Origin of the sequence: Faecalicatena contorta, assembly GCF_022835095.1 — a bacterium.
In the GTDB taxonomy this organism is placed as follows: domain Bacteria; phylum Bacillota; class Clostridia; order Lachnospirales; family Lachnospiraceae; genus Faecalicatena; species Faecalicatena contorta.
The window spans coordinates 2,736,301-2,760,120 of sequence record NZ_BQNQ01000001.1; the positions used below are offsets into that span (position 1 = coordinate 2,736,301).

The 23,820-nt window shown below is 47.6% G+C and carries 21 protein-coding genes; 1 reads left to right on the forward strand and 20 read right to left on the reverse strand.

The genetic code is table 11. The features are described from left to right. Nucleotides 1-57 precede the first annotated feature (57 nt). The 13 genes from MWG26_RS12215 to MWG26_RS12275 all read right to left on the reverse strand — a co-directional run bounded on the left by MWG26_RS12215 (nt 58) and on the right by MWG26_RS12275 (nt 15,382). Nucleotides 58-990 (reverse strand): SPFH domain-containing protein, encoded by a 933-nt coding sequence (locus tag MWG26_RS12215; RefSeq protein ID WP_025657292.1) that lies wholly within the window; start codon nt 988-990, stop codon nt 58-60. A 3-nt stretch (nt 991-993) separates the two neighbouring features. Then, a complete protein-coding gene (locus MWG26_RS12220; protein WP_025657291.1) occupies nt 994-1,437 on the reverse strand; it encodes an NfeD family protein in 444 nt (147 codons plus the stop codon). A 224-nt stretch (nt 1,438-1,661) separates the two neighbouring features. Further along, on the reverse strand, nt 1,662-2,462 hold the full coding sequence (locus MWG26_RS12225) for a TIGR03915 family putative DNA repair protein (RefSeq protein WP_025657290.1): 801 nt from the start codon (nt 2,460-2,462) through the stop codon (nt 1,662-1,664). A gap of 13 nt (nt 2,463-2,475) precedes the next feature. Further along, entirely contained in the window at nt 2,476-3,807 is a 1,332-nt protein-coding gene (locus MWG26_RS12230) for a putative DNA modification/repair radical SAM protein (RefSeq protein WP_025657289.1), read from the reverse strand. Nucleotides 3,808-4,866: 1,059 nt separating this feature from the next. Then, complete coding sequence (locus MWG26_RS12235) at nt 4,867-6,300, reverse strand: PTS transporter subunit EIIC (protein ID WP_025657288.1); 1,434 nt, start codon at nt 6,298-6,300, stop codon at nt 4,867-4,869. Next, on the reverse strand, nt 6,297-8,630 hold the full coding sequence (locus tag MWG26_RS12240; RefSeq protein WP_117441222.1) for a glycoside hydrolase family 95 protein: 2,334 nt from the start codon (nt 8,628-8,630) through the stop codon (nt 6,297-6,299). Before MWG26_RS12240 ends, MWG26_RS12235 begins: the two co-directional genes overlap by 4 nt. Before the next feature lie 132 nt (nt 8,631-8,762). Continuing rightward, nucleotides 8,763-9,566, reverse strand: a complete 804-nt coding sequence (locus MWG26_RS12245; RefSeq protein ID WP_244062728.1) for a MurR/RpiR family transcriptional regulator — start codon at nt 9,564-9,566, stop codon at nt 8,763-8,765. 30 nt (nt 9,567-9,596) lie between these two features. After that, a complete protein-coding gene (gene ptsP, locus MWG26_RS12250) occupies nt 9,597-11,219 on the reverse strand; it encodes a phosphoenolpyruvate--protein phosphotransferase (RefSeq protein ID WP_025657286.1) in 1,623 nt (540 codons plus the stop codon). Nucleotides 11,220-11,259: 40 nt separating this feature from the next. Beyond that, nucleotides 11,260-11,517, reverse strand: coding sequence for an HPr family phosphocarrier protein (locus MWG26_RS12255; RefSeq protein ID WP_025657285.1), 258 nt, complete (start codon nt 11,515-11,517; stop codon nt 11,260-11,262). Nucleotides 11,518-11,709: 192 nt separating this feature from the next. Continuing rightward, nucleotides 11,710-12,642: a cysteine synthase A gene (gene cysK, locus MWG26_RS12260; RefSeq protein ID WP_025657284.1), complete on the reverse strand. Its 933-nt coding sequence runs from the start codon at nt 12,640-12,642 to the stop codon at nt 11,710-11,712. Nucleotides 12,643-12,768: 126 nt separating this feature from the next. After that, complete coding sequence (locus MWG26_RS12265) at nt 12,769-14,058, reverse strand: O-acetylhomoserine aminocarboxypropyltransferase/cysteine synthase family protein (RefSeq protein WP_025657283.1); 1,290 nt, start codon at nt 14,056-14,058, stop codon at nt 12,769-12,771. Between the two features lie 61 nt (nt 14,059-14,119). After that, nucleotides 14,120-14,560: an RrF2 family transcriptional regulator gene (locus MWG26_RS12270; protein WP_025657282.1), complete on the reverse strand. Its 441-nt coding sequence runs from the start codon at nt 14,558-14,560 to the stop codon at nt 14,120-14,122. Nucleotides 14,561-14,944: 384 nt separating this feature from the next. Further along, nucleotides 14,945-15,382 carry an RrF2 family transcriptional regulator gene (locus tag MWG26_RS12275; RefSeq protein WP_025657281.1) on the reverse strand — a complete coding sequence of 146 codons (438 nt, stop codon included), beginning with the start codon at nt 15,380-15,382 and terminating at the stop codon, nt 14,945-14,947. Between the two features lie 262 nt (nt 15,383-15,644). Between MWG26_RS12275 and MWG26_RS12280 the strand changes: the two genes are divergently transcribed. Beyond that, a complete protein-coding gene (locus MWG26_RS12280; protein ID WP_025657280.1) occupies nt 15,645-15,842 on the forward strand; it encodes a cold shock domain-containing protein in 198 nt (65 codons plus the stop codon). Nucleotides 15,843-16,358: 516 nt separating this feature from the next. Here MWG26_RS12280 and MWG26_RS12285 read toward each other — a convergent pair. The 7 genes from MWG26_RS12285 to glyA all read right to left on the reverse strand — a co-directional run bounded on the left by MWG26_RS12285 (nt 16,359) and on the right by glyA (nt 23,729). Further along, nucleotides 16,359-16,802: an amino acid-binding protein gene (locus MWG26_RS12285; RefSeq protein ID WP_025657278.1), complete on the reverse strand. Its 444-nt coding sequence runs from the start codon at nt 16,800-16,802 to the stop codon at nt 16,359-16,361. A gap of 14 nt (nt 16,803-16,816) precedes the next feature. After that, a complete protein-coding gene (locus MWG26_RS12290) occupies nt 16,817-18,151 on the reverse strand; it encodes a phenylacetate--CoA ligase family protein (RefSeq protein WP_025657277.1) in 1,335 nt (444 codons plus the stop codon). Nucleotides 18,152-18,193: 42 nt separating this feature from the next. Continuing rightward, the gene (locus MWG26_RS12295; protein ID WP_025657276.1) at nt 18,194-18,613 is read right to left on the reverse strand and encodes an ACT domain-containing protein; all 420 of its coding nucleotides are present in this window, start codon (nt 18,611-18,613) and stop codon (nt 18,194-18,196) included. A gap of 18 nt (nt 18,614-18,631) precedes the next feature. After that, on the reverse strand, nt 18,632-19,201 hold the full coding sequence (locus MWG26_RS12300) for an indolepyruvate oxidoreductase subunit beta (protein WP_025657275.1): 570 nt from the start codon (nt 19,199-19,201) through the stop codon (nt 18,632-18,634). 2 nt (nt 19,202-19,203) lie between these two features. Then, the gene (gene iorA / locus MWG26_RS12305) at nt 19,204-20,949 is read right to left on the reverse strand and encodes an indolepyruvate ferredoxin oxidoreductase subunit alpha (protein ID WP_025657274.1); all 1,746 of its coding nucleotides are present in this window, start codon (nt 20,947-20,949) and stop codon (nt 19,204-19,206) included. Between the two features lie 3 nt (nt 20,950-20,952). Next, the gene (locus tag MWG26_RS12310; RefSeq protein WP_025657273.1) at nt 20,953-22,263 is read right to left on the reverse strand and encodes a phenylacetate--CoA ligase family protein; all 1,311 of its coding nucleotides are present in this window, start codon (nt 22,261-22,263) and stop codon (nt 20,953-20,955) included. 230 nt (nt 22,264-22,493) lie between these two features. Beyond that, a complete protein-coding gene (gene glyA, locus MWG26_RS12315; protein ID WP_025657272.1) occupies nt 22,494-23,729 on the reverse strand; it encodes a serine hydroxymethyltransferase in 1,236 nt (411 codons plus the stop codon). Nucleotides 23,730-23,820: the final 91 nt, after the last annotated feature.

Below are 23,820 nucleotides of genomic sequence, written 5' to 3' on the forward strand. Positions count from 1 at the left end.
TTCTATTGTGCGGCACGCGATCTCCGATTGCCTGATTCCGTCCAGGCCCAAACCGGACTACTCAGCCTTCTCGTAATGCGCGATTTCTGAAATTGTCTTAGTCAGACCGGCAATTCCCTGCAGTTCGGATGGGATGATAATCTTGGTAGCCTTACCGTCAGCCGCCTTTGCAAATGCTTCCAGGCTCTTGATCGTCAGCACTGCTTCATCAGCGCCGGCTTCCCTGATAAACTTAATACCATCAGCCGTAGCCAGCTGTACGGATCTGATCGCTTCCGCCTGTCCTTCGGCTTCCTTAATCCTCTTCTGCTTCTCGGCCTCTGCCTTTAGAATCGCTGCCTGCTTCGCCGCTTCCGCCTCAAGGATCACGGACTCTTTCTCACCTTCTGCCACAAGGATCGTAGACTTCTTCTCGCCTTCTGCCCTGAGGATGGATTCTCTTCGCTCACGCTCAGCCTTCATCTGCTTCTCCATCGCATCCTGGATAGCCTTTGGCGGCATAATGTTCTTTAGCTCGACACGGTTCACTTTGATTCCCCATGGGTCAGTTGCGATGTCGAGAGATGTTCTCATCTGGGAGTTGATCGTCTCTCTGGATGTCAGTGTCTCATCCAGCTCCAGATCGCCGATAATATTACGCAGTGTAGTTGCCGTTAGATTCTCTATCGCTGCAATCGGACTTTCTACGCCGTATGCATACTGTTTCGGATCCGTAATCTGGAAGAATACGACCGTATCAATCTGCATCGTAACATTATCCTTTGTTATAACCGCCTGTGGTTCAAAATCTACCACCTGCTCTTTTAAAGACACTTTCTTTGCAACTCTGTCCAGAATCGGAATTTTAAAATGCAGGCCTACTCCCCATGTCTCTTTGTATCCGCCAAGACGCTCCAGTATATACGCATGTGCCTGGGGTACAATCCTGATATTTGTCACCAGGATTAACAGTACGATAATTAGTATTACAATTCCAATCCAAAGTCCCATATTCTATTCCTCCTCATATTTCTTTACAATCAGTTTCACGCCGGAAATGCTTACCACCTTGGCCAGTGTCCCGGGCTCCAGGATATCCTCATCCTTTTCTGCCCTTGCGGTCCACTCCAGCCCATTGACGACAGCGGTTCCCGTCTGTGCCAGATTATCTACAGTCTCCGTCACCCTGACTATTTTACCTATAACGCCCTCATAATTTGTCTTCTCATGATGGGCATTTATGTATTTTACCGCAAAGGGACGGGTAAAAAACAAAAGTAAAAATGAGACAACGAAAAATGCGCCAACCTGCCAGATCAGGTTCATACCGGCAATGTTTAAAAGCAGCGCTGCCAGAGCGCCCCCGGCCAGCCAGACCGATGTAAGCCCGACCGTTATAATCTCGATTACCAGAAAAACTATCAGCAGTCCAAGCCATACAAAAGCTTCTCTCTCCATATTTCTCCCTTCTCTCAGATTTTATTTCATCCGGTTAATAACCTTTCCTGATGATAGTTATATGTTAATCCAGCTTATTCTATTATACAATACTTTTTGCGTGAATGCAGTGAAATCCTGTTTTAATGAAATTCTTTAACAGTTCAGGTAAATCTGAACTGTTACGCATCCAGCCATTAAAATCGCTTTGCGATGGGATGGATGCCTGTGGCCACCTCATTTTCCTACGGTCTGCGCTGTAAATGCGCAGACCTGACTGCGCTGTCACTAAATTCTGTCATATCCTGTCGGAAATGCATCGGCAGGTGTGACCTCTGCAGGGCCAGATTCTCACGCTCTTTGATCGAAATCGAGCTGCAGAATCCTTTCCATAAACGCTCAAATTCCCCTTCAGCCTCCGATACTCTGCCTGCTGTCTCCGGATTCAGTTCCTCTCCCTGGACGAGAACCCAGTTCTTACCTGCCTGATGAACCAGAAATACCTTATGCGTTTTATCATAAACCATCCAGTTCTCCAGCGGAAAACGATTTGTAAAATGATCTGCAATGCAGGTCAGCACCTGCCCCTTAGGGGTAATCTCCGAGAGCAGGACTCCGTTCTCCAGTTCCCGAAAGCGGATGAACTCCGTAAACAGATGCGCTTCATTGGCCACGCTCCTGCTCAGTTCAAACACCTTGGCAACATATGGATTACTCAGGTGTTCCATGACCTTCCTGCTGTCTGGTATGGTTCTGGCTGCCAGCATGGTGTTATATACGGCATCCGCCTTCTCGGAATCGTCTGCCAGGAGGGCATGATAAATATCCCAGTAAGTATTATACCCAAGATTCTGTTTTATCAGCCGCTCAACCGCAATTGATTTTTTTTCCGACTCTGCGGTCTCCCTGTACTCACAGAACAGCTGCGGGGTCATCTGGCCGCGCAGTGCAATACCAGCTTCACCGTTTCTATTTTCTTTCCACGCATCGTGGATAGCGGAAAATATGCCTGTTATTGTGTCATAACAAATATAGACCTGTTTCATCTCTGTCCCTCTTTTACTCCAATATGCTGAAAACCTGTGCTTCCCTGAAGGTCACATCATCAAACAAAGAAAGCTGCCGGTAGGTCATACCGGTCACAGAATCCGGCAGCTTCTCCTTTGTATTCAGTAAGTTTCTCATAATATAATCCTCTTCTATCCTGGTTTTGTACATCATTCTGCCATTACATGTCAGAAAATAAAGTGCACGCTTTAGAACGACTCCCATCTTTTTTAAATCTTCAAACTGCAGAGTTCCCATCCTTCTCGCCTTCACAATCCTGGCAGCCGACTTTACTCCGATTCCGGGCACCCTCAAAAGTGTATTATAGTCGGCCCGGTTCACCTCCACCGGAAAATATTCCAGATGCTTTATCGCCCAGTCGCACTTTGGATCCAGAAAAACATTAAAATTCGGGTTCTTTTCATCCAGCAGCTCCCTTGCCTTAAATTGGTAATATCTCAGCAGCCAGTCCGCCTGATACAGTCTGTGCTCTCTCAGAAGAGGCGGCCCTTCCCCTGTTCTGGCTGGCAGAGCCGAGTCCTCATTCACAGAAACAAATGCGGAGTAGAACACCCTCTTCAGTTCGAATTTCTTATAGAGAGATTCTGCCACATTGAGGATCTGGTAATCGGTCTCAGGAGCAGCGCCGATAATCATCTGTGTGCTCTGCCCGGCAGGGACAAACCGGGGAGCATTCTTATATTGAACAATCTCCAGCTTATTGTCATTGTGCTTCTGCTGTACCAGACGCATCGGCGCCAGAATATTCTTCCTGCTCTTGTGAGGTGCAAGGAGCCGCAGACTCTCGGCGGTGGCAAGCTCCAGATTCACACTCATCCTGTCCGCTAAAAACCCCACCCGCTGAATCAGCTCCTGATCCGCTCCCGGAATCGCCTTCACATGAATATATCCCTGAAAATTACACTCCCTGCGCAGCTTGTACAGAGCAGCATAGATCAGCTCCATGGTATAATTCGGCGTCTTCAATATCCCAGAACTCAGAAAAAGGCCTTCAATATAATTCCGTCGGTAAAACTCCATAGTCAAAGTGCATATTTCGTCCGGCGTGAACGAAGTCCTGACTACGTCGTTAGACGCTCTGTTGATACAGTATTTACAGTCATAAATACATTCATTCGTAAATAAAATCTTCAATAACGAAATGCATCTTCCGTCAGCTGAAAAGCTGTGGCATATACCCGATTTCTTGCAGTTTCCCATCCCTGTCCCGTCACCCTGCCTGTCCACACCGCTGGACGTGCAGGCCACATCGTATTTGGCGGCATCGCTTAAAATCTGCAGTTTGTCATACATCGACATCTGTTCCTGTATAATCTCCGCCATCTCCGTGCACCCCTTTTCCTATACCTTATTCCGCAGTTTTCTGCGGATCCGCCCGCAGGGCATGAATTACGGGATGCCCTTTGGGTATACTTTCTTCAAATAAATCCTATAGCTATTTCGAACATCTGTTCTAACTATAACAAATCATACCATATCTTCCACGCATTTTCAATAGGGAGTTAGTTAACGAGCTTTAGACTCGTTAACGGATGGAGGACGCGAATGACGAGGTGAGTCCGGGAGCTGGTGGGGCAATGTCTGCTGGTGAAATGTCCTGACACTTCGCGAAGAAGCTGCAGAAGAAAACGGAACGGGAAGGGAGGTACATGCCGCATTTGGCCCGAATGCCGATGCATTCGCTGTTGCATCCAAACGGTAGTTAAGAGCTCATTCCCCAGAGGGGCCCTCGTACGGTAGCAACGGATGGAACAGAATTGGTGATTCGTTTATATAAGTGTAAGTGTTAGATCGCCTTGTTACCCGTAAATATACTGGATTTAAAAAATTGTATGGTTCATTCATAAAAAAGCATATGGAGTTACACACGATAATCGTTACTAAATAAATAGATTTCTTCAAAAACAGTCCCCAAAGCTCCCATACATAAAAGCCTTAAAATCCATTTAATCAAGATGCATGATACGCATAGCCAATTTCATCCGCCTCCCCCGTCTCGGGCTCCACCTTAGGAACGAGTCTTTGCCTACCGGTCGGATGCACCAGCCAAGCGGACTGTAAGCGGCAAGCCCTCCGACCTGTATGGTCGGTTTAAAACCCCTTATAGCGGACGATTAGAAGCTCTTAGAGAGCCGGAGGCATCCGGAAGGGATGAAAATTGATTCTCCGAAATCAATTTTCAATCCGGCCTGTACTGAAAAAATATCATTTTTTTCAGCGCATGCCGGATGTGCCCTTCCAGGTGCCTCCGGGTCTCTTAGAGCTTCTTCGTTAAGCGGTCAGGATTTTAAACCGACCATACAGGCCGGAGGGCTTGCCGCTTACAGTTCGCTTGGCGTCCCCCATCCGTGCCGAGACTAAAGCTCGTCACTAAATCCCGATTTATTTTTGATCCTGCGGCACCGAGTTTTTCCCAAATACTGCCATCAGGATAATTGCCGCAGCAAAACTTACGATACATGCGATAATAGCCGCCACAACCGATGAGTCAAATCCCGTCTCCGGATTGATAACCTGCAGCCATCCGAAGATCCCGTTTGTTCCATAGAAATATTGTTTTACTCCGCCGAATCCTATGATTGCCCCACCAATACCAGAAGCCAGGCACGCCAGGATAAACGGCTTTTTGAACTGCAGTGTGACACCATAGATTGCTGGTTCTGTAATACCTACCATGGCTGAAAGGATTGCAGGGCCGCATACGCTTTTGAGCTTTTTATTTCTTGTTTTGAGCATAATCATCAGTACCACTCCTGCCTGTGCAAATGCGGAAGAGAGACCTGCGATTGTGATCGGGTCGAATCCCATGGTCGCCAGATTATTTACAGAAATTGCAACGAATCCCCAGTGTACGCCGAACATAACACATACCTGAATTAACGCGCCATATAAGAAACCGCTAATAGTCGCGTTGAGATCAAATAATGCCGTAAATGCGGCTCCAAGCAGGCTGCTCGCAAAACTTGCAACCGGCCCGATAATCAAAAACGCCAGGACAATGCTGATGATGAGGGTAAGCGCCGGTACAGCAAAAGTCTTGAACAAGTCGCTCATCCTCTTTGCAAAGAATTTTTCCACTTTTGCAGCAAAGTAACATGTCACAATCGCCGGTATCACAGAGCTTGCATAGTTCATCAGAATGACCGGAATTCCCAGGAATGTTACGTAGACCGGAGATTCAAAAATGGTTCCTGCAAACAGTGTGTAAAGCGGTTCTCCTGCCATAATCGTTGTGAGGGATGGGTAAACCAGCGCTGCTCCAATGGCCATTCCGATAAACGGCGTGCCCCCGAATTTCTTCATCGCGGTGTATCCAAGGAATACCGGCAGAAAGTTGAAAAAGCAGTCGCCCACAATGTTCAGGATCTGATAAGTACCCGATGCGGTTGAAAGCAGGCCGGTCGCGGTAAGCAGTGCCAGAAGACCTTTGATTACACCGGTTGCGGTAAGCATTCCCAGAATTGGCGTGAATACGCCTGATATCAGATCGATAAACTGGTTTGTTACCTTTTTCTTCTTCATTTCTTCTTTGAATTCTTTGGCATCTCTTACTTCCGTCTTTTCGCCGTCCGCCCCCAGCATGGCCAGCATTTCTTTGTAGACATCCCCTACGTGCTGTCCGATCACGATCTGATACTGGCCGCCGCTTTTCACGATGGATAGAACACCTTCAATTGCTTTCACCGCTTCGTCATCCGCTGCCGCTTCGTTCTTCAGTTGAAGGCGCAGCCGTGTCGCACAGTGGTAGACGCTGGTTATATTGTCTCTTCCGCCGATTTTTTCTACAATCTCTTCGATCATTTTTTCGTACTTCATTCGTTAAATCCTCCTTCGCTCAATTCCGTAAAATCAAAAGTCATACTCTGTTCCTTTTGAAACTTAATCTTCTGCCGCTGTCCTGTTCTGTCTGCAAATATAACTGCAGAATCTCGGAGTCCCAGCAGCCTGATCTCTGTAATCTGTGAGTCTTTCCACTCCAGATCCAGAATACATCCGCACTTCAAGCGGATTCCCTGCACCTTTCCATTTTTTAATGCCTGGGGGAGGGCCGGGAGCAGAAAGACGATATCTTCAAAATCCTGCACCAGCATTTCCAGCAGACCGCAGGCGCCCCCAAAGTTTCCGTCTATCTGGAATGGCGGATGCGTGTTGAACAGGTTATCCAACGTGGCGCCAGTCAGCAGCTCACGCTGATTCTTCCACGCTTTTTCTCCGTCCCGGAGCCGTGCGTAAAACAGAATAATCCAGGCCTTGCTCCATCCCGTATGTCCGCCTCCATGACTCAGGCGTCTCTCCAGAGTATGAAGCGCTGCCTGCGCCAGCCCGGGCGTTGTGTCCGGGCGTATCTGCGCTGCAGGGTAGAGGGCAAACAGCTGGGAGATGTGGCGGTGTCCGATCTCCATTTCTTCATAGTCCTTCCGCCATTCCTGAATCTGTCCGTATTTTCCGACTTCGATGGGGGGCAGCCCTTCCAGGCGTATTTTCACATCTTTTTCCAGTTCGTCTTCCAGGCCAAGTTCTTCTGTGATCCTGATATATCCGCCAAACAGTTCCCTGAGGATTTCCGAATCCATGGCAGGCCCCATACAGAGACACCCGCATTCTCCCTGCTCATTCATATAGATATTTTCCGGGGAACTGCTCGGCCCTGTCATCCAGTATCCCTGCTCGTCCTGCACCATATAATCTGCGAAAAATTGTACGCTGTCCCTCAGTATTCCATAAAATTCTTCCATAAATTCACGGTCTTTTGTATACAGATAATGTTCAATAATATGAAGACAGAGCCAGGCCCCGCCCATTGGCCATATAGTTGCCGACACATGGCTGTCCTGCGGTGCGCAGTCCCCCCAGATGTCTGTATTGTGGTGGCAGCAGAATCCGCGCGCTCCATACATTTTCTCCGCGGTCTCCTGCCCATGCGGCCGCATCGTTTTCAGGTGCTCCAATAGCGGCATGTGCAGCCGGGAAAGCCCCGTCTTTTCCGCCATCCAGTAATTCATCTGTATATTAATATTGATCGTATATTTGGAGCCCCAGGCCGGCTCAAAGTCTTCGTTCCAGATTCCCTGCAGATTGGCAGGCAAGCTGTTTTCACGGCTGGAACTGATCAATAGGTACCTTGCAAAATTATAATGTAGATTTACCAGACCAACATCCTCCTCCCCGTTCCTCATCCGGGCAAGACGTTCCGGGGTGGAAAGCCTCTCAAATTCCTCCTCCTTCCCGAGCTCCAGTACACTGCTGTTATAAAGTGCATGATAATCATCGAGATGCTGTTTTTTTAACTTTTCATAAGGCTGGGTACCGGCTGCCTTCAAGGTTTCCATACACCACGCGGCTGGATCTTCGCTCCGGTAAGTGGTCCTGCCGGTTATAAAAAGCACCGCCTCCTTCGCGCCCTCTACGATGATATGACTGCCCATGCGGTACCTGCGCCCTCCTTTTGAGGCAATCCGCACCGCCATCTCAAAGGCGATCCCGTTATCCGCACCGTTTTTACCGTACAGGCGGATCGCATCGTCTCCCAGTGCTTCTGTACCGTCGCAAAAAGACGACCCCCTTCCCGATCGGTTGTCTTTTCGGGTAAGTGAAACCTCAAAATCCAACACCTCATCTGCATCTGCGTACATTTTATAAACCAGAACCTGTGCCGGGGCAGAGGCAAAAAATTCTCTTTTTACAGATCCCTTCTCCGTCTTATATGCAATGCTGCCCATTGCATCCTCCAGATTCAGTCTTCTTCGATATCCTTCGAATACCGGCGGTTCATACTCCACAAACGAAGTTCCGTTCTCTTTCTTCTTCACGATCTGCCTGCCGCGTGTATGAAAAAAATCAATCCATACATCTCCCAATGTCTGATAGTGCCTCATATGGGGATAGGATGCATACATACTGCGGGAAGCCAGAAGTTCCGCCTCCTGCACTCTGCCCTCCTTTAGCAGCTGCCTCACTTCATGCAGATGCTCTTTTGCATCCGGATTGACCCGTTCCATGTATCCGCCTGACCAGACAGAATCCTCATTCACCTGTATCCGTTCAACAGATGTCCTGCCAAAGACCATAGCGCCCATAAAACCGTTTCCGATGGGAAATGCCTCTGTCCACTCCTCTGCTTCGTTCCGAAACCAGATCTCATTCATCGCAATTCTCCTTCCTTCAAATTTCTGAGGCCATTATAGCAAAAAAAACAGAAGTTCCGAAAAAGTTCGCAAAATGGAAACTCTCTCAAAACTTCTGTTATTTTATCCTAATCTTTACAGCAATACATAAGATTAATCAATGATTACATCCTCAGGAAAGCCGTACTTATTCTGATACCTTGCCGTAATCTGTTCGATTAGGAACTGATAAAGAATCGGATGATTCTGAACCCGCTCCCCGTATTTTAGAAAAATGCACATATCCACTCTCGGATCCTTTTCCATCTTTGTGTTAGATGTAATCAGAACTACCCTTGCTTTTGTTTTATTAAAACATTCTTTTTCAGGTTCTCCGTCCAGTTTAGAAAACGTGCTGATATAGCGCCCTGAATTCGAGAAAATTAAAAGCAGTGTATCTGCGCCGGCCTCTGCAATATAATGCTCCTGCTTCCTGTCATTAATCGTTGTATAGACATATTTTCTGTAGTAGGACATTTTGTATTGAAAATTCAACGCTGCCGTCTCGGAATAAATCTCCCCAAAAGCGGCAATTTTCTTATAACCGTGGATATCCTCCACGAGGCGTTCTATCCTTTCCGTATCGATGGAGGCCGCCTGATTCCTGATATCATTCGTCAGCACCTGAACATAACGGTCCATCCCGTACTCCAGAATATAGTCCGTGATATTCACCGAATCTCCGCCCCGGATATAAACATCCTTTTCACGCTGGCGCATGGCCTCCAGCTTGAAATCCGTATAGTCGTCAAAACCAATCCTTCTCACAAACTTGGATACCGTAGACTTTGATACACTGCACAGGGCAGCCATCTCCCCGATCGGTATCTGATACAGCTGGTTGATATTCTCCAGCATCAGACTGGCGATGTGGTATTCTGTGGTACCGACAATCTCCTCATTAATTGTGGTGATCAAACGCTGATATAAAATATGCATTGTCTTTTTCTATTCGCATTCTCTGATTCGCTTTCTCAGCGGAAGTATCATAGAGGGAGATACGGAAAGCTCGTCAAGCCCCATCTTCAGGAATTCTTCCGTCAGTTCCAGATCGGCTCCCAGTTCACCACAGATACCAATCCACTTGCCCTCTGCATGAGCATTCTCAGCTGCCATCCTGATCATTGCAAGCACTGCCGGATGATGTGGATCATAGAATGCATCCAGTTTGGAATTCTGCCTGTCAATCGCCAGCGTATACTGGGTCAGATCATTTGTACCCACGCTGAAAAAGTCTACTTCTTTGGCCAGTTCCCTGCTGATCATGACAGATGCAGGTGTCTCAATCATCACACCGGTCTCTACATTCTCTTTAAACGGAATTCCCTCCGCCTTCAGTTCACTCTGCACTTCTGCAATAATCTCTTTGATCTTGTATATTTCATCAACTGAAATGATCATCGGAAACATAATGGAGATATTACCGAACATAGCTGCACGGTAAAGCGCACGCAGCTGTGTCTTAAAGATCTCTGTTCTTGTCAGACAGATACGGATTGCACGGTATCCCAGCGCCGGATTCTCTTCCTTGTCCAGCCCGAAGTAATCAACCTGTTTATCTGCTCCTATGTCCAGCGTACGGATAATAACCTTTTTGCCAGCCATATTTTCCGCAACCTGTTTATACACTGTAAACTGCTGCTCCTCGGATGGAAACGTGTCGTTCTCCAGGTATAAGAATTCACTCCGGAACAGGCCGATTCCGCCTGCATCATTCTTCAGGACAGCGCCAACATCGGATACATTGCCAATATTAGCATATACATTCATCTTCTGGCCGCTCTTTGTTACATTCTCTTTGCCTTTCAGCTGTTCCAGGAGGGCCTTCTGTTCCAGATCCTTTGCCCGCTTTTCTTGCATCTTTGCCAGCGTCGTCTCGTCCGGGTCAATATACAGCATTCCGGTAAAACCGTCAATTATTGCCATTCTGCCGTCATACTGGGCCGCTAGTTCCTCGCCCAGGCCAATGACTGCAGGAATGTTCATCGTTCTTGCCAGAATTGCCGTATGGGAATTGGAAGAACCATACATGGTTGCAAATCCAAGGACCTTGCTCTTGTCCAACTGTACAGTCTCGCTGGGGGCCAGATCATCCGCCGCAATAATACACGGCTCATCCGTCTGAGCCATACTTTCTCCCACACCGCAGAGGATGTCCAGTACACGCTCGGATACATCCTTTACGTCCGCCGCACGCCCCTGCATATATGCATCATCCATAGAAGCAAACATCTGCGCAAAGTTGTCCGCCGTTGTTGCTACGGCAAATTCTGCATTTACTTCCTGGGTACGTATAATATTTTCGATTGATTCAATATAATCCAAATCTTCCAGCATCATCTGGTGTATCTCAAAAATCATGGCATTCGCTTCGCCCACATCCTCAAGCGCTTTGTCATACAGCCCTTTGAGCTGTTCAACTGCCTCGGCCTTTGCCTCCTGAAAACGGATGCATTCCGCCTCCACATCATCAACGTGTGACCGCTTGATCACTTTTTGGTTCCTCTTATAAAATGAGAGCTTTCCGATGGATACACCGCCAAATACGCTTTTACCTGTTATTGTAATCATAGTACCTTCCCTTATATACAAATGATAAGTGCTCTTTTATTTATAAATTTTCTTTAAAAAATGCCTCTAATTCTGCGATTGCCTGATCTTCGTCTTCGCCCTCGGCTGTCATAGTAATCTCTTCCCCTGTTTTTACTCCGAGTCCCATGACTCCAAAGATTCTCTTTGCATCGGCACTCTTCTCGCCTTTAACGATTTTAACGGCAGATTTATAGCCTGCAGCCTGCTTTACCAACAGCCCTGCCGGTCTTGCATGAATTCCCTCCGGGTCTGTAATAACATATTTAAATTCTTTCATGATACTATTTTCCTCCTGTTTTTTATTTTTAACTTCAATTAGTATATAACATATCTCCGTTTTTTTCAATTGCTTATAAATTATTTCACACTACATTTCCATTTAAGAACTAAAAAAACGACATTTCAAAGGCATTTTGCAGCACGCTCCCTGCGGATTCTCCACAGGGCAAATGCCGCAAAATGCCCTTTTTTATGACTCAAACAACGGTGTAGAAAGATATCTTTCTCCTGTGTCAGGCAGGATCGCCACGATTGTTCTGCCTTTATTTTCCGGTTTTTTTGCAGCTTCAACCGCCGCATGGAGCGCCGCGCCGGAGGAAATTCCAACCAGTACACCCTCTCTCCTTGCCAGAAGTTTTGCAGCCGCATAGGCTTCCTCATCCTTTACCTGCACAATGGATTCATAGATATCTGTATCCAGTACTTCCGGTATGAACCCCGCACCGATGCCCTGCAGCCCATGTGGTCCCGGTTTTCCGCCCGACAGTACCGGGGAGCCGGCCGGCTCCACTGCAATCACCTGCACATCCGGCTTTCTGGACTTCAGATAGGTTCCCGTTCCCGTGATAGTTCCGCCTGTGCCTACGCCCGCAATAATGATATCCACCTGGCCATCGGTGTCCTCCCAGATCTCGGGACCTGTTGTTTTCGTATGAATTTCCGGGTTCGCACTGTTCACAAACTGGCCAAGTACGATTGCATTTTCCCGTTCTTTTACAAGCTGCGCCGCCTTCGCGATCGCGCCGTTCATTCCCTTCGCCCCTTCGGTCAGGACAATCTCTGCGCCATAACCCAGCAGAAGCTTTCTTCTCTCGATGCTCATCGTCTCGGGCATGACAAAAACTGCCTTGTATCCCTTGGCTGCCGCCGCCGATGCAAGCCCGATCCCGGTATTTCCGCTGGTGGGCTCAATAATTGTTGCTCCCGGTCTGATTAGGCCTTTCGCCTCCGCGTCCTCTATCATATTCAGGGCCACGCGGTCCTTCACGCTTCCGGCCGGATTGAAGTACTCCAGCTTTACCAGAACGCGCGCCACCAGGTTCAATTCCTTTTCAATATTCGACACCTCCAGTATCGGTGTCCTTCCTACCAATTCTGTAATGCTTTTATATATATTTGCCATTTTGCTTCCTCCAATTCTCTATCTATATTTTTATAGCTGAAAGCACATAAGTAACCGGATTTTGGTCTCTTATGTGCAATGCAAAATAAGTAACCGTCCAGATCTTCACGAGCCTTACAAATCTTATTATATTCGTTCTAAAGCCTGTTCCAGGTCATACAGGATATCATCTATGTGCTCGGTTCCCACGGACAGCCTGACCGTGTTCGGCCTGATGCCGGAAGCCTCCAGCTCTTCGGGCGTCATCTGGGAGTGCGTGGTACTGGCCGGATGGATAACCAGTGATTTCACATCTGCAACATTGGCGAGCAGAGAGAATATCTCCAGGTTATCAATGAATTTCTTCGTATCTTCCCCAGTGCCGTTTATTTCAAATGTAAAGATTGAAGCACCTCCATTGGGGAAATATTTCTGATACAGTTCATGATATGGACTGTTCTGCACGGACGGATGATTCACTTTCAATACTTTTGGGTGTGCCTGCAGAAATTCTACGACCTTCACCGTATTCTCCACATGGCGCTCCACCCGGAGAGACAATGTCTCCAGCCCCTGCAAAAATAAAAATGCATGGAGCGGCGCCATCGTTGCCCCGGTGTCCCGCAGAATCACCGCCCGTATTCTCGTTACAAATGCTGCAGCCCCTGCCGCCTCATAAAAGCGTACACCATGATAACTTGGATCCGGTTCTGTCAGCTGCGGATATTTACCGGATGCGTTCCAGTCAAAGTTCCCGCTTTCTATAATGACTCCGCCCAAAGCGGTCCCATGTCCTCCGATAAACTTAGTTGCAGAGTGAACAACAATATCTGCACCGTATTCAAAGGGCCTCAGCAGGTATGGCGTGGCAAATGTACTGTCCACTACCAGGACGATATGATATCTGTGGGCAATATCGGCGATCTCCTGTATATCGACCAGATTTGCATTCGGGTTCCCAATAGATTCTATAAATATTGCTTTTGTATTCTCCTGAATCGCTGCTTCCACTGCGCCTTCTACTTCCGGATCCACAAAAGTTGTGGTAATGCCCTGATCCGGAAGCGTATGTTCCAACAGGTTATAGCTTCCCCCATAAATATATTTTGAGGCTACAATATGGTCTCCCTGTTTAGCAAGATTCTGAAATGTGTAAGTAATTGCCGCCGCACCGGATGCAACACCGAGTGCCGCCGATCCGCCCTCCAGCGCCGCGATCCGTTTCTCAAAGACATCCTGGGTGCTGTTCGTCAGCCTTCCGTATATATTTCCTGCATCAGCGAGTCCAAAACGCTGAGCCGCATGCTCACAGTCCCTGAATACATAGGACGTGGTCTGGTAAATGGGAACCGCCCTGGCGTCTGTTGCCGGATCCGGCTGTTCCTGTCCTACGTGTAACTGTAATGTCTCAAATCTTAATTTTCTGTCTCTGCTCATTTGCGTTGTCCTCACTTTCCTGTCAATTCACCTTTACATGCTTCCTTTAAAACTGTCTGAATTAAATATAGTACATATTCGTACTGCAATCCAGATTCTCTCTGTACTCCCGCACCAGCTGGGCCAGCGTCCGTTTACTGAGGAATTCGTTCACCTTACTGTCAATCTCATCCCACACAAGTTCCTGTATGGCTTTCTGTACAGGATCCGCGGCCTCCTCCCCATTCCTGTCGATAATGGAAAATTCCCCTTCCAAAGCCTCCAGTATCTCCTTCACTGTAATGCACTCGGCGCTCTTGGCCAGCTTATATCCTCCGCCGGCCCCTTTCACACTGACAACAATGCCTGCTTTTCTCAAAACTCCAAAGACCTGCTCCAGATAATTTAAAGAAATATTCTGCCGCTTTGCCGTCTGGATCAGGGAAATCGGACCCTCCTGTGAATTCGCTGCCATATCCACAAGTGCACGGAGTCCGTATCTTCCTTTTGTAGATACCTTCATATAACACCTTCTTTCTATATCCTACTATTTTGATATGTATTGTATATTTAATGTTATACACCCATATTCCTACCATGTCAATACAAATTTTAAAACTGGATTTTATACGCTTGGGGGACGCCTTGCGTGGAACGGGGCGGGGGCAGACAGAAGCATACCGCTGTTTGGATACTGAGCGCTGCGCTAAGCAGCAGTAGATGTTTTCCAAACAGCGGTATGCTTCTGTCTGCCCCCGCCCCGTTCCACGCATAGCTAGGTTCATCCAAACGGCAGGAAAAATTAGTTTCCCGGCGGGATTCTAAACCAAGGGCGGCGGATGTGCAGTGGCTGCGCTGTACGTGGTCAGGGTTTTAAACCAACCTTACAGGCAGGACAGCCTGCCGTTTATAGTTTGCTTGACGTCCCCTTCATTTCCGCTGCCCGGATGATATCCGCTATTGTAACCCTGCCTACCGCATCATTCATCGTCTTCCACATTTCTTCCCAAGTATTTCTGGTTGGGCACAATCCGCAGGCTATGCCGCAATTGCTCTCTCTGGTAAGGCAGTGCACCGGAGCCAGTTCCCCCTCTACTGCCGTCAGTACCTCCAGCACGGTCAGTTCTTCGGCATCTCTTTCCAGGCAGTATCCTCCGTAAGCGCCACGAACACTCTTTACGATTCCCTTTTCTTTCATGGGCTTTACTATCCGCTCCAGATATTTCTCAGACAACTTCCGTCTTTCTGCTATATTCTTCAGACTCTCAAGATGATCCCTGCTGGAATGCAGCGCAAGATCTGCCACAATCTCCAGCGCATACTGTCCCTTCGTCGACATTTTCATTTTAAGCTACACTCCTTTGTTTTACTTACAATATGTATTTTAAACAAAACTCGCATAAAAAACAATCTTACTTTTCAAACAATCACGCAGTTCACAGATAATCCGTAATTTTTCGACACTTTTTGTATATTTTTATGGATTTTTTCACAAACACATTGACTTTCATTGTTAAATATGCTACGCTAATACAGCGTTGTTCAGAATAGAAATGAGCATTGCGAACACTTTATTATTTATTTTTTTATTTATGGAGGGCAACACAATGACAGGTACAGTAAAATGGTTTAACAACCAAAAAGGCTATGGATTCATCTCTGACTCAGAGGGAAATGACGTATTCGTACACTACTCAGGATTAATGATGGATGGATTCAAATCCTTAGAAGAAGGCCAGGCAGTTGAATTCGATGTAACAGACGGCGCAAAAGGACCACAGGCAGTCAACGTAGTAAAACTTTAATCAGAATTTTAAATGTACCTTTTAATATATAAATTAGATTTAATATTTAAAAGAAATACAGAGAAATGAGATTAAAAAAAGAGTGCCCGGATATTCCGGGTGCTTTTTTTGTGTATTGGAAGGGGACGCCAGCGAACAGGAGGCGGACTTGAATAAAGCGGATTGGATTGAACTGGATACCCGGAACACATCGTATTTAGTAGTTTTTCTGCAGCTTGCCACAGATCCGCCCAAACCAACCAACTCAATCCGCCTCCCCCGTCTGCTCCCCCACCGGGTAAGGCGCTATTTAACCGCCTTAATGCGCCCAGCCCCGGGAACCGGACACAGGGGTGTCTGGAAGCATAGGAGATGCTGTTAGCCGGAGTAACGGAAAAAAGAAGGAAAACCGGGGCCAGGTCTGCCCCGGTTTTCCTTCTTTTTTCCGTTACTCCAGCTTGCAGCTTCTCCCCCGTTTCCAGACACCCCTGTGTCCGGTTCCCGGGGCGTCCCCATACCAGCCAAATACCGCCCTGCCTACAAGCTTACATTGGAAACGTAAGCTTCCGCTGCCTCCCAGACGTCGAATCCACTTCCTCTTAATATATCAACCACCCTTGCCGGGTCGTCAGTTTTTAATACCGCCGATGCGTCTGTCCCATTTGCGAATGCATACATGTATTCAATATTGACTTCGCCTTCTACGATTTGATGCATTGCCTTGCTTAAGGATCCCGTCGCGTGAGGCACCCGAAGCGCCACAACGTCTGTCAGCATAGCTGTGATTCCATTGTCTTTAAGCACCGCTCTTCCCTTGTTCGGGTCGGATACAATCATGCGGAGCATTCCGTAATCTGATGTATCTGCCAGGCTCAGTGCAACGATATTCACATCGTTGCTGGCCAGCACTGCAAGCACTTCGTCCAGACGTCCCTCCCGGTTTTCCAAGAATACTGATAATTGTTGTATTGTGATTCCCATCGTGCTTACCTCCTCTACTGCAGGTTACGCTTATCTATTACACGTACTGCTTTTCCTTCGCTTCTCTGTATTGTCTTAGGCTCAACCAGCTTCACGCGGACGGAAACTCCAAGCGCCTGTTTCAGAACTGCGCCGATCTTTGCTTTCAGCGCATCCAGTTTTCTGATCTCGTCTGAGAACATGCTCTCATCGACCTCCACCATAACCGTCAGGACATCCAGATTATCTTCTCTGTCCACAATCATGAGGTAATGCGGTGCAACTGCGCCGCCCATGCTGAGAAGTGCTGTCTCAACCTGCGTCGGGAATACGTTGACGCCGCGGATGACTTTCATATCATCTGTACGTCCTGTAAACTTGGATATCCTCGGTGTCGTTCTGCCGCAGTCGCAGGTGCTGTGGTCAATGCTGGTAAGATCCTTCGTGCGGTATCTTAAAAGCGGCATCGCCTCTTTTGCCAGTGTTGTAAATACCAGTTCTCCTGTCTCACCGTCTGCACAAGCCTCGTGAGTTACCGGATTGAGTACCTCCGGATAGAAGTAATCTACATTGATGTGCAGACCTCTATGATGGATACAGTCCTGTGCAACTCCAGGGCCCGTAATCTCACATAATCCGTAAATATCAAAGCAGTTGATATGCAGAATACTTTCGATTTTCTTACGCATCTCTTCGGTCCATGGCTCTGCGCCGTGAATCCCGGCCTTCAGTTTCAGACGGTCCACAACACCGGCCTCCTGCAGGGATTCCGCAAGATGCAGTGCATAGGAAGGCGTACATGCGAACGCTGTAGACCCAAAATCTTCCATACACATCATCTGACGTTTGGTATTCCCCGCCGACATAGGGATCGCTGTCGCTCCAAGCGCCTTAGCTCCAAAGTCCAGACCCATTCCTCCTGTAAATAAACCGTATCCATAGCATACATGGATGATATCTTCCTCTGTCAGTCCGGCCATTGTCAGGCATCTGGCTACACATTCGCCCCACACATCCACATCCTTCTGCGAATAGGACGCCAAAGTCAGTTTCCCTGTCGTTCCTGATGTGCCCTGTACCCGGACAACATCTTTTTTGGGGATTGCCAGAAGCCCGAACGGATAGTTATCCCTCAGGTCTTCCTTTGTCGTAAATGGAAGTTTATTAATATCCTCGATTCCTTTGATATCACCCGGTTCTACTCCAAGGTCCTTCATCTTCTTACGGTAGAAATCTACATTGTTGTATACTCTTTCTACTACATCAGCCAGACGTCTGCTCTGCAGAGCAGCCATCTCGTCACTGCTCATGCATTCTATATCCGGGTCAAAGATCCGCTCTTTCCAGTTTTCTAAAGTCACTGCCGCCATTTTAGTTTAACTCCTTATCTGTTTTCCCATATTTCCGTAATTTTATAGATCCGCTTCTTTTACGACTTTTACCTCCGCTGCTTCCAGAACACGCGCAGCTTTTTCAAAATCATCTGTGTTGAACACCATAACCGGCGCCCTTCCCTCGCGGATTACAAAAGAATAAATATAATTGATGTTGATCCTGCCTTCTGCAAGTATGGAAAGCATCCGGTTCAGGTTTCCTTTCTCATCTTTGAGTTCTACACCAATTACGTCGTGTATCCTGACAACAAACCCCTTGCTTGTCAGATAGGTCTTTGCTTCTGCCGGTTTATCAACCACCAGCCTGAGAATTCCAAATTCAGGCGTATCAAATGAAGCGATCGCCCTGATATTGATATGTGCCTCCGTCAGCGCCGATGTCACCTGCATCAGGCTGCCCGGCCTGTTTTCCACAAATACTGATAACTGCTTAATCATCCTCTCACCGCCTATCCCTTATAATGTGTATCCTACATCAAATGCTTTTTTATTGATTTCAATTGTTTTTGGAGGAACCGTCTTTTCGATCACCTCATACCACTGCTCTTTTGTAAAGTCCATATGCTGTGCTGCAACACCCAGTACAATCAGATTGAATACTTTAGGATTGCCAAGCTTCTTGGACTCTTCCGTCGCATTTACCTTATAGATCTTATACTCTTTTTCCAGGGTCTCCAGGATATTTTCCGGGTATTCTGCTGCGCCGATTACAACCGGCATCGGATCGATGCGCCAGTCATTGACAATCAAAACTCCGTCCTTTTTCAGAAAATGTGCATACCGCAGGGCTTCCAGGCGTTCAAATGCAATGATTACATCTGCCTGCCCCTCTTCCACGATCGGCTCCGCCACCTGCTCGCCATAGCGCACAAATGTAACAACACTGCCGCCTCTCTGTGCCATGCCGTGTACCTCGGAAAGTTTGACATCATAGCCGCCTGCAATGGTAAGTCCTCCCAATATTCTGCTGGTAAGCAGGGTCCCCTGACCGCCTACACCTACAATCATAATATTCTTTGTCGCCATGATTATTCACCCGCCTTTACCAGTTCTATTGCACCAAATTTACATAGAGATTCGCACAGGCCGCATCCCGTACACATAGTATCGTCAATATGGATGGTGCCGTCTGCATTTTTCGTCATTGCGGGGCATCCCGGCTTCATGCACATACCGCATTTTTTGCATTTGTCCTCATGCACGGTATAGAGCGGCTTTTTGGATTTGTCCAGAAGTACGCACGGCGATTTTGTGATAATGACCGACACTTCATCTCTGGCAACTTCTTCCTTAATTGTCCTCTCCAGTGTGTCCAGGTCAAATGCATTTACCTCAATCACGTGATTCACACCCATAGCGCTGCACAGCTTCACAATATCAATGGCATAAGTCGGATCTCCCTGGAGTGTTTTTCCTGTCGCAGCATGATCCTGATGCCCGGTCATTCCGGTAGTGGAATTATCCAGAATCATCACGGTTCCTGTCGCTTTATTATAAACCATATTCATCAGGGAATTCACTCCTGTATGTAAGAATGTGGAATCGCCGATCACGGCTACCCAGTCTTTGATGTATTCCTTTCCCTTTGCCTTTTCCATGCCATGCAGGGTGGAAATGCTGGAACCCATGCACATCGTTGTATCAACTACGCTTAAGGGCGCAACCGCTCCCAGCGTATAACATCCGATATCCCCGGCCGCATGCATTTTCAGCTTATTCAGCACATGGTATACGCTGCGGTGCGGACATCCGGGACATAAAATCGGCGGGCGCTGCGGGGCATCTGCCGCTGGCTGGATATCCAGCTCCTCATTTAATATTGCTTTGCGCAGCATATTCGCGCTGTACTCTCCCTGCACGGTAAAGATCTCCTTACCGACTGCCTTGATCCCCCAGGACTTCACCTGCTCTTCAATGACCGGATCCAGTTCTTCTACAATATAAAGCGTATCTACTTTTGCTGCAAATTCCTCAATCATCTTCCTTGGAAGTGGATTGACCATTCCCAGTTTTAATACGGACGCCTGCGGAAGTGCCTCTTTTACATACTGATAAGGGATACCGCTTGTAATGACTCCTATTTTCGTGTCGTTCATCTCCACACGGTTGATCGGCAGTGTATTTGCGGCCTCGGCCAGCTCTTTGTTGAGCCTTTCTATCTCCACATGGCGCAGCTTTGCGTTGCCCGGCATCATCACATTTTTCCGGATATTTTTCACGTAAGGTTTATCTTCGATCTCTTCCCTGTCACACAGCTCTACCAGGCCCTGGGAATGTGCCAGCCTGGTTGTTATTCTGTAAATAAACGGTCTGTCAAACTTCTCACTTAGTTCAAAAGCTGCCTTGATATATTCTTTTGCTTCCGCACTGTCAGAAGGTTCGATCACCGGGATCTGGGCTGCTCTTGCCACCATCCTGGTGTCCTGCTCGTTCTGGGAGCTGTATAAACCTGGATCATCGGCAACTGTAAGCACAAGACCGCCGTTGACGCCCATATAGGATACGGAATACAGCGGATCCGATGCCACATTCAGGCCGACGTGTTTCATGCAGGCCATCGCACGCACACCTGCGATGCTGGCTCCTACGGCCACCTCAGCAGCTACTTTTTCGTTCGGCGCCCATTCTTCATAAAAAGTATCTTTATACTGAACCATGTACTCACTGATCTCTGTACTAGGGGTTCCCGGATAGGCTGAGGAAACTTTGATGCCGGCCTCATATGCGCCTCTGGCAATCGCCTCATTTCCCAGCATTATCACTTTCTCTGACATAGTTTATAGTCCATCCTTTCGTAAATCTTTCACTCTCTTTGCCTTGCCCTCAAATCTCTGAAGCGAGTTCGGGGCAACCAGCCTGATCTGTGTTGCGAGTCCAAGCTGTGACTTCAGAGAAGCTTTGATACTCTGTTCCAATTCACTTAACTTTGCGTAGCTGTCCAGCAGTCTGTCGTCGATCAGCTCAACAGAGATTGTCATAACGTCCAAACGGTTCTTTCTCTCGACCAGAATCTCGTAATGCGGCCCGATCTCTTCAATTCTCAGAAGGACTTCTTCTATCTGGCTTGGGAATACATTGACACCGCGGATTACAAGCATATCATCCGCACGTCCTGAAAGATTCTCCATACGTACCGTTGTTCTGCCGCATTTGCACGGCTCATACATCAGTTTGGTAAGATCTCCTGTACGGTAACGGACAAGTGGAAGCGCTTCCTTGCACAGGCAGGTTATTACAAGCTCTCCAGTCTCACCGGGAGCCAGCACTTCCTCTGTCTCAGGATTAATAATCTCCGGTATAAACCAGTCTTCATTGATATGCATACCGCATAATTCCGTACATTCCCCTGATACGCCGGGTCCGCACAGCTCGCTCATCCCGTAGTTCTGTGTACAGACAAACTGGTTGCCCCAGACTTTATGCATCTCATCGCGCATGGGTTCTGTCATCCCTTCGCCGCCAAACAGGCCGATATGTATGTTCAGATCCTTTGAAGGGTCAATTCCCCGCTCCCTTAAGATCTCTCCAAGATGAAGAGCATAAGAAGGCGTCGCTACCAGCAGTGTCACACCCATATCCTGCATAAACATAATCTGCTTATTCGTATTGCCTGAAGACATTGGAATAACGGACGCTCCCAACTTCTCCAGACCTCCATGCAACCCAAGTGCTCCGGTAAACGTACCGTATCCGAATGCAATCTGCGCTACATCTTCTGATGTTGCGCCGCCCATACATGCGATTCTTGCCACATTGTTCAGCCAGACATCCAGATCGTTCTTCGTATATGCCACTACGGTTGGTTTCCCTGTGGTTCCAGAGCTTGCATGGTACCTGACAATCTCCTTCTTATCTACCGCAAAAAGGCCGTCGGGATAATGATCCCTGAAGTCTGCTTTATATGTAAACGGCATCTTCTTTAAGTCTTCCAGGCTCTGAATATCTCCTGGCTTCACACCGGCCTCATCCATCTTCTTACGGTAAGGCTCTACCCTTTCATAAATATATGCTGCCGTTTTCTGTAACCGTTCCAATTGGATTTTCTCAATCTCGGCCCTTGGCAGAGTCTCTTCCTTTGCCCAAATCATCGTAAAAACCTCCTTCAACATCACATTCGTTATCCAATAGTATAACACACTGCTTTGACGAATTAAAGCATTAAATTTTAAAAAATTATGGGGAAAGAGTGCTTTGCAGAATGAGCAACGGGAGGGGCCGGAAAGACCTGTGCTGTTTTGTAGGGCGGGCCGCAGACTTAGCGGCAGTAAGAGGAAAAAGAAAGGATTGCAGGGCCCGGCAATCCTTTCTTTTTGGGGGATTAGATAAGCGGGTACTTTTTCGTAAGTTCTGCTACCATTCCCTGTGCTTTTTCTACATTTGCTTCATCATCTATAACCATGGCTATGATTTCTGCTATTTTTGCCATGTCTTCTTCTACCATTCCCCGGGTGGTGACTGCTGGGGTTCCGAGCCTTACTCCGCTTGTTACGAACGGAGAACGGGGATCGTTCGGGATGGTGTTTTTGTTGCAGGTTACGTGGGCTTCGTCTAGACGTTTTTCAAGTTCTTTGCCGCTTAAGTCGTTCTCTGTCAGGTCTACGAGCATGAGGTGGTTGTCGGTTGCTCCGGAGACGATCTTGACGCCTCTTTCCTGGAGGCCTTTGCACAATGCTTTGGCGTTTTTCACTACCTGTTCCTGGTATGTCTTGAACTCAGGCTGCAGGGCTTCTTTGAAGCAGACTGCCTTGGCTGCGATGACGTGCATCAGCGGTCCGCCCTGGATTCCCGGGAAGACTGCCTTATTGAAGTTGAACTTTTTATTCATCTCTTCACTGCACAGGATCATACCGCCCCTTGGTCCGCGCAGGGTCTTATGCGTTGTGGTGGTCGTCACGTGTGCATAGGGGATCGGGCTTGGATGAATGCCTGCTGCCACTAAACCGGCAATATGCGCCATATCCACCATCAGGTATGCACCTACCTCATCCGCAATCTCACGGAATCTCTTGAAGTCGATGGTCCTGGCATAAGCGCTTGCACCAGCAATAATCAGCTTTGGTTTATGTTCTTTTGCGATTTCAAGTACCTTATCATAATCAATGACACCGTTGTCATTCACGCCATACGCTGAGAAATCAAAATACTTGCCTGACAGATTAACCGGTGAACCATGAGTCAGATGTCCGCCGTGATCCAGGTTCATTCCCATCACTTTATCACCTGGCTCCACCATAGCAAACATTGCAGCCATATTAGCCTGTGCTCCGGAATGAGGCTGCACGTTGGCATATTCGCACTGGAACAGCTCTTTTGCCCGCTCTCTGGCAAGATTCTCAACAACATCCACACACTGGCATCCGCCGTAATATCTCTTTCCCGGATATCCTTCTGCATATTTATTCGTCAGCGGGCTGCCCATAGCTGCCATAACAGCCTTACTAACCCAGTTTTCAGAAGCAATCAGCTCAATATGAGAATTCTGCCTGTCCATCTCCGCCTGAATCGCTTCCGCAATCTCTACATCTTCATTCTTGATTTCCTCGAAACCGTACATAATTCTTCTCCTCCATAAATCTTTAAGCATTCCCGGGACATAAAAATTCCCCGATAAAAGTCCATTGGGAACATTATAGCATAAATAAGAA

Excerpts from the sequence above, each read along its gene's own strand:
- MWG26_RS12215 (WP_025657292.1), bottom strand. The coding sequence starts at position 990 with ATGGGACTTTGGATTGGAATTGTAATACTAATTATCGTACTGTTAATC.
- MWG26_RS12220 (WP_025657291.1), bottom strand. The coding sequence starts at position 1,437 with ATGGAGAGAGAAGCTTTTGTATGGCTTGGACTGCTGATAGTTTTTCTG.
- MWG26_RS12225 (WP_025657290.1), bottom strand. The coding sequence starts at position 2,462 with ATGAAACAGGTCTATATTTGTTATGACACAATAACAGGCATATTTTCC.
- MWG26_RS12230 (WP_025657289.1), bottom strand. The coding sequence starts at position 3,807 with ATGGCGGAGATTATACAGGAACAGATGTCGATGTATGACAAACTGCAG.
- MWG26_RS12235 (WP_025657288.1), bottom strand. The coding sequence starts at position 6,300 with ATGAAGTACGAAAAAATGATCGAAGAGATTGTAGAAAAAATCGGCGGA.
- MWG26_RS12240 (WP_117441222.1), bottom strand. The coding sequence starts at position 8,630 with ATGAATGAGATCTGGTTTCGGAACGAAGCAGAGGAGTGGACAGAGGCA.
- ptsP (WP_025657286.1), bottom strand. The coding sequence starts at position 11,219 with ATGATTACAATAACAGGTAAAAGCGTATTTGGCGGTGTATCCATCGGA.
- MWG26_RS12255 (WP_025657285.1), bottom strand. The coding sequence starts at position 11,517 with ATGAAAGAATTTAAATATGTTATTACAGACCCGGAGGGAATTCATGCA.
- cysK (WP_025657284.1), bottom strand. The coding sequence starts at position 12,642 with ATGGCAAATATATATAAAAGCATTACAGAATTGGTAGGAAGGACACCG.
- MWG26_RS12265 (WP_025657283.1), bottom strand. The coding sequence starts at position 14,058 with ATGAGCAGAGACAGAAAATTAAGATTTGAGACATTACAGTTACACGTA.
- MWG26_RS12270 (WP_025657282.1), bottom strand. The coding sequence starts at position 14,560 with ATGAAGGTATCTACAAAAGGAAGATACGGACTCCGTGCACTTGTGGAT.
- MWG26_RS12275 (WP_025657281.1), bottom strand. The coding sequence starts at position 15,382 with ATGAAAATGTCGACGAAGGGACAGTATGCGCTGGAGATTGTGGCAGAT.
- MWG26_RS12280 (WP_025657280.1), top strand. The coding sequence starts at position 15,645 with ATGACAGGTACAGTAAAATGGTTTAACAACCAAAAAGGCTATGGATTC.
- MWG26_RS12285 (WP_025657278.1), bottom strand. The coding sequence starts at position 16,802 with ATGGGAATCACAATACAACAATTATCAGTATTCTTGGAAAACCGGGAG.
- MWG26_RS12290 (WP_025657277.1), bottom strand. The coding sequence starts at position 18,151 with ATGGCGGCAGTGACTTTAGAAAACTGGAAAGAGCGGATCTTTGACCCG.
- MWG26_RS12295 (WP_025657276.1), bottom strand. The coding sequence starts at position 18,613 with ATGATTAAGCAGTTATCAGTATTTGTGGAAAACAGGCCGGGCAGCCTG.
- MWG26_RS12300 (WP_025657275.1), bottom strand. The coding sequence starts at position 19,201 with ATGGCGACAAAGAATATTATGATTGTAGGTGTAGGCGGTCAGGGGACC.
- iorA (WP_025657274.1), bottom strand. The coding sequence starts at position 20,949 with ATGTCAGAGAAAGTGATAATGCTGGGAAATGAGGCGATTGCCAGAGGC.
- MWG26_RS12310 (WP_025657273.1), bottom strand. The coding sequence starts at position 22,263 with ATGATTTGGGCAAAGGAAGAGACTCTGCCAAGGGCCGAGATTGAGAAA.
- glyA (WP_025657272.1), bottom strand. The coding sequence starts at position 23,729 with ATGTACGGTTTCGAGGAAATCAAGAATGAAGATGTAGAGATTGCGGAA.